Below are 1,979 nucleotides of genomic sequence, written 5' to 3'. Positions count from 1 at the left end.
CGAAGGGCTCTTCAACGACGCCACGGCTCTCGTCGCGTACCGGGTCGCCGTCGCGGCGGTCGTGGTCGGCACGTTCTCCCTGGGGCAGGCCGGTGCGGAGTTTGTGCTCGGTGCTCTCGGTGGAGTGCTCATCGGGCTCGCGATCGGGTGGGTCGCCACCCAGATCCGTGCCCGGATCTCCGATGCGCAGGTGAGCGTGACGATCTCCCTGCTGACCGGCTACGCGGCCTTCGTCCCGGCCGATGCCCTCGGCGCCTCGGGTGTGCTGGCGACGGTCACCGCAGGTCTCTACGTGGGCATCCGTGCACCGGGCATCCTCCCCGAGTCGAGGACGAGGCTCCAGGGGTTCTTCGTGTGGGACCTGCTCGACTTCCTCGTCAACGCGCTGCTGTTCGTACTCATCGGCCTGCAGCTCCCGACGGTGGTGGACTCGCTGGGGGACTACTCCGCCGCGGCCCTGACCGGCTATGCACTCGCCGTGGCGGGCGCGGTCGTCGGCGTACGGCTCGTGTGGTTCTTCACCGTGCCCTACCTGATCCGGGTGGTGGACCGCCGGCCGTCCCAACGTGCCCGACGGGTGGGCCCACGCCTCCGTCTGGTGCTGGCATGGAGCGGCATGCGCGGAGCCGTCTCCTTGGCGGTGGCGCTCGCGATCCCGCTGACCACCGACACCGGCGACGCCTTCCCGAGCCGTGACCTCATCGTGTTCCTCACGTTCGCCGTCATCCTGGTGACGCTCGTCGTGCAGGGCCTGACGCTACCCACGCTGATCCGCCGCCTCGGCATCACCTCGGCGGGGGAGGAGGAGGCGGAGGAGGTCCGAGGCCGTCTTGCGGCGGCGAGGGCGGCGCTGGCCGAGATGGACCGTCTCGAGGACCAGGACTGGACCCGCCCCGACTCGGTGGAACGGATGCGAGCGATGTACCGCTACCGCGAGGCCCGCTTCGCCGCCCGAGCGGGAAAGCGGGAGGACGAGGGGTACGAGGACCGGTCGCAGTCCTATCAGCGGATGGTTCGAGCCGTCCTGGACGCTCAGCGCCTCGCGCTGCTGCGCCTCCGAGGGGACGGAGAGATCTCGAACGAGGTCGCGAACCGCATCCTGCAGGACCTCGATCTGGAAGATTCTCGCCTGGAGATCTGATCCTTGGCATCCGTACGCCGCTGTCGGGCGAAGTACTAGTGAAGGGCCGGGTGACCGGCACACTCGACAGAGAGGCAGACTCATGAAGAGGAACCGGTTGGTCGGAGCGCTCGTCGCTCTCCTGACAGGCTTCGGGCTCGTCGCCGTGGCAACAGCGCCCGCCGAGGCCCAGACCCGGCCGCGGACCGGCTACACCCAGGTGGTCGTCGCGCCGGAGGTCTACTCCTTGATCGCCGGAGCGGGGATCACGCCGGCGCCGATCGAGGGCGCCAAGGCTGCTCCGTTCAGGGACACGCTCTCGGCGTCCTTCCCCATCACCGGCTACACCCTCGGCAAGCTGCGGATCAGGCACAGCGGCGGCCTCAGCCTCACTGCCGGGTCGTCGACCATCGCGCTGAAGAACTTCAACATCGACCTCGGTCGCCTGCGCGTGAGCGCGGAGGTCTCGGGGACCATCGGCAACGTCGGCCGCGCCGACCTGTTCACCATCGGATTCTCCAACCGTCTTCGGTACGGAGCTGTCCGTCTGCGGCTGACGGCGACGGCCGCAGGTGCACTGAACTCGACGTTCGGTGTCGACGCGTTCAGCGCCGGCGACACCTTCGGGTACGCCACGCCCAAGCCGTTCTCGCGGTTCTGATCTCCGCGGACCGGCGGGAGGGCATAGCACCCGGGGATCTCCCGCCGGTCCACGGTCAGCTCGTCGCCCGCTGCGCACGCAGCGGGCGAACGTGGGTACCGGACGGCCAGACCACCACGAGCTCGACACCGCCCGGCGTCTCGTGCCCTTCCTCGTCCGAGAGGGGCCGTTGACCGGCCCCTCACGCCGCCCAAAAGT

2 protein-coding genes are annotated in these 1,979 nt (G+C 69.4%); both read left to right on the top strand.

Annotated elements, in window-relative coordinates; genetic code table 11:
* Positions 1-1,141, top strand: a 1,141-nt coding sequence (locus PV363_RS17575; protein WP_301023059.1) for a cation:proton antiporter, incomplete at its 5' end; no start/stop codon positions are given.
* 82 nt (positions 1,142-1,223) lie between these two features.
* A complete protein-coding gene (locus tag PV363_RS17570; protein WP_220340974.1) occupies positions 1,224-1,781 on the top strand; it encodes a hypothetical protein in 558 nt (185 codons plus the stop codon).
* Positions 1,782-1,979 lie beyond the last annotated feature (198 nt).

The organism is Mumia sp., assembly GCF_028803055.1.
Taxonomy (GTDB): domain Bacteria; phylum Actinomycetota; class Actinomycetes; order Propionibacteriales; family Nocardioidaceae; genus Mumia.
This window is presented reverse-complemented; position numbering and strand designations above follow the sequence as displayed.